The sequence below is a fragment of the Shewanella sp. 10N.286.45.A1 genome (genome assembly GCF_041470405.1).
GTDB lineage: Bacteria > Pseudomonadota > Gammaproteobacteria > Enterobacterales > Shewanellaceae > Shewanella.
The window spans coordinates 1-3,772 of the sequence record NZ_JBFRMK010000309.1 but is presented as its reverse complement, the minus strand read 5'-3'; the positions used below and the strand labels follow the sequence as shown (position 1 = coordinate 3,772).

Here is a 3,772-nt window from a genome sequence, read left to right as displayed (position 1 = left end):
TGCTAAATGATCGGCATTAACACTGAAGTGTTCCTTTTTTTGAGCCTACAATTAAGTGACTTTTAAGCGTTAGCCTTTAGCCATTTTTGCAAATACACGTTCTGCAGCAGCGAGCGTTGCTTCAAGCTCTGCTTCACCGTGAGCAAGCGATAGGAAACCTGCTTCATAAGCACTTGGTGCTAGGTAAACCCCTTCATCTAGCATGCCATGGTAAAACTCTGGGAATTTTTCTGCGTCGCACTGAGTGACTTGTTCAAATGAAGTGATTGTTTCCTCTTCAGTGAAGAAGAAACCGAACATGCCACCCACGTAGTTGATTGCCATTGGAATGCCGTGCTTGTTGGCAGCCGCTTTAAAGCCTTCAGCAATGTATTGCGTCTTAGCCGCAAGTTGCTCGTAAACGCCATCTTCACAAAGTGCTTCCATTTGCGCAAGACCTGCAGACATTGCAATAGGGTTACCTGACAGTGTACCGGCTTGGTAAACTGGACCAGTAGGAGCGATAAACTGCATCACATCTTTACGACCACCAAAAGCGCCTACTGGCATGCCGCCGCCAATCACTTTCCCTAATGTGGTTAGATCGGGTGTGACACCGTAGTGACCCTGCGCACCGCTTTTAGAGACGCGGAAACCGGTCATGACTTCATCGATAATCATCAATGCGCCATATTGGTCACAAATAGCACGTAGCCCTTGTAAGAAACCTTCTACTGGTGGGATGCAGTTCATGTTACCGGCAACAGGCTCTAAAATAATGCACGAAATCGCTTCAGGGTACTGTTCAAACAGCGCCTTAACAGAATCAAGGTCGTTATAAGTTGCAGTTAATGTGTGCTTAGCAAAGTCTTCAGGAATACCTGGAGAGCTTGGTTGTCCCAGTGTTAAAGCACCTGAACCTGCTTTTACTAATAGGCAGTCAGCGTGGCCGTGGTAACAACCTTCAAACTTTAGGATTTTGTCACGGTTAGTGAAGCCACGTGCTAAACGGATTGCACTCATGGTTGCTTCAGTACCTGAGCTCACCATACGAACCTGTTCCATTGAAGGTACCATTTCAATGACTTTTTCAGCCATAGTCACTTCAAGTTCAGTTGGCGCACCAAACGATAGACCGTTGTCTACTGCTTTTAATACAGCTTCGCGGATTTTCGGGTGGTTATGACCTAAGATCATTGGTCCCCAAGAGCCTACATAATCGATGTATTTTTTGCCGTCAGCGTCAAAGATATAGGCGCCATCAGCTTTTTCAATAAAACGTGGAGAACCACCAACACCATTAAATGCGCGGACTGGAGAGTTAACGCCGCCTGGAATGGTTTTTTTAGCCTGTTCAAATAGTTCGTCGGAACGGGTCATTTTAGATCCTTAAAAGTCAGTAGCCTGATTAAAATTCAGCTTTTCGTGAATACCAATTGACTGGGCGCTCATATTGCTCCAATTGAGAGTCAACACCTAGCGTCAGTGCAAACAGTGCCATACGAATTAATAAACCGTTATCTGCCTGCCTAAATATAGCCAGGTTAGGGTGGTTATTAAGATCGTTATCCAGTTCATTTGCTTGTTCACGAGAGTCTCGTGGCAAAGGATGCATGATCACTGTGTTAGATTTACAATTCTTTGTATAAATACTTTGGTTGAGTCGAAACTTACCACGATATTTATTTGCTTCATCCTGTGACGGGAAGCGTTCTTCTTGAATTCGAGTTAGATAGAGTATATCAGCGCGATCTAAATTGCCTTCAAGTTGGTCTGTTATTGTGATCTTATGCCCAGCATTTTCAATGTCATCGATCACATAGTCAGGCATTGCCAACTCTTTTGGTGACACTAACGTGAAGCTGACATCTTTATACATACATAACAGACGAGATAAAGAGTGCACGGTGCGACCAAATTTCAAATCGCCCACCATCGCAATATGCATCCCACTGATATCGCGTCCACCAGAGGCGAGCTCTTTTTGGATAGTAAATAGATCCAGTAGTGCCTGAGTTGGGTGTTCGTTTGAGCCATCGCCACCATTGATCACTGGCACGCGGCTGCCTTCTGCGAACTCTTTAACTGAAAACGCTTCAGGGTGGCGCATAGCAATCACATCTGAGTAGCTTGAAAGTACTCGAGCGGTATCGTACAGAGACTCACCTTTTGATAATGACGATGAAGCCATGCCGACGGTTTCATTAACTTTGCCGCCGAGTAGGTTAAATGCACAGCCAAAACTGATACGAGTACGTGTGCTCGGCTCAAAGAAAAGGTTGCCCAATACCGCGCCATCTAAAACAGTGGTGCGTTTCTGTCTTAATGCGTAGGGAGTCATACGAGTAGCAACATCGAAGATGTTCTGTACGGCATCCAGATTAAGCTGGTTTACCGAAAGGATATGTGAACCTTGAAACTGAGTCATCAGCCTTTATTTCCAATTTCTGGGGGGCTTTTTAGCAAGCGTTAATACGCGGCTAATTTGCCCTAAATTTATGTAGGGTGGCTGAGGCGGCACTATAGCAGAAAGTCCCATGCTGTGGAATATGTGTGGGGTTGAATATGGCAACATTAATCGGAGGTAAAAGGGCAATAATCAGCGGGAAATGGTATTGATAGCGGTAACTCTTTTGCGAGACTCAAGGCGAGTAGGGCAATACTTTGCTGGCTATTTTTCTAGCGTTGTTGAATTTCTTACAAAATCAGCTTGGTAATATTGGCATTTGCGCTTGCTAATTCATTTGTTGCAGAGTAAAACAGCGCAATAGATTCGAGTATTTTGATTTAAAAGCATAGCTTTGGAAGGTTTAAATTGGACCACATGATTTGGAATGTTGACCCTGTAGCAATTAGTTTTATGGGGCTTAAAGTACATTGGTACGGCATATTGTTTGCGTTGGCGATTGCCTCAGGCTTTCAGGTGATGAAGCGTATTTATGTCAGGGGGAATTTGCCTGTAGAGTCACTAGACAATCTACTGATGTATTGTGTTGTGGGCATTATCGTCGGCGCGCGCTTAGCCCATTGTCTATTCTACGATCCAGCGTATTACTTAAGTCATCCTCTTAAAATATTTGCGATATGGGAAGGGGGCCTAGCGAGTCATGGCGGAGGGTTGGGAGCCATACTTGCGCTCTATTACTATCAGCGTCAGATGAAGCTGCCATTCTTATTCCTGCTTGACCGTTTGGCTATTGCCACTGCTATCTTTGGTTTCTTTGTGCGAATGGCAAATTTCGTTAACTCAGAGATCCTTGGCTTACCAACTGATAAGCCTTGGGGGATTATCTTTGAAAGAATAGATATGTTACCGCGACATCCTGCACAGCTTTACGAAGCCATCGCCTACTTATTGATATTTGTCTTGCTATGGTGCATCTACAGAATGACTGAGATGAAGCAGAAACATGGTGCTATTTTTGGCTTGTTCTTAGTTCTGGTATTTAGTGCTCGATTCGCTATTGAAATGGTGAAAGTCAAACAAGCTGTTTATGCTGATTCATGGACATTCAGTGCTGGCCAGTTGTTGAGTATTCCATTTTTGTTAGTGGGGGTAGCGTTGCTCGTGACTCCTTATTTGCGTAAAGCAAAAACGAGCGAATAGAATCTGGTTTATTGAAGATAAGAAGCAATCGCTGATGTTATGCATCAGCGGTTTTTTTGTGCTTAACAGTGTAGAACAGTGGTTAAAGCTAGAATGCCAGCTTGCGAATAAGGACTAGCTGAAGCAAAGAGCTAAGTAAGCATTCATTTTTATAAGGAGAGCCTATATGCTAGGGGCTGTTGATCT

Annotated in this window: 3 protein-coding genes; 1 reads left to right on the top strand and 2 read right to left on the bottom strand. The window is 44.1% G+C overall.

Annotated elements, in window-relative coordinates:
* Window positions 1-69: 69 nt before the first annotated feature.
* Complete coding sequence (gene hemL, locus AB4238_RS19935) at window positions 70-1,359, bottom strand: glutamate-1-semialdehyde 2,1-aminomutase (protein WP_372035098.1); 1,290 nt, start codon at window positions 1,357-1,359, stop codon at window positions 70-72.
* Between the two features lie 28 nt (window positions 1,360-1,387).
* Window positions 1,388-2,407, bottom strand: a complete 1,020-nt coding sequence (locus AB4238_RS19930; protein WP_220736020.1) for an aspartate carbamoyltransferase — start codon at window positions 2,405-2,407, stop codon at window positions 1,388-1,390.
* A gap of 387 nt (window positions 2,408-2,794) precedes the next feature.
* Here AB4238_RS19930 and lgt point away from each other — a divergent pair, with 387 nt between their 5' ends.
* Window positions 2,795-3,586, top strand: a complete 792-nt coding sequence (gene lgt, locus AB4238_RS19925) for a prolipoprotein diacylglyceryl transferase (protein WP_372035096.1) — start codon at window positions 2,795-2,797, stop codon at window positions 3,584-3,586.
* Window positions 3,587-3,772 lie beyond the last annotated feature (186 nt).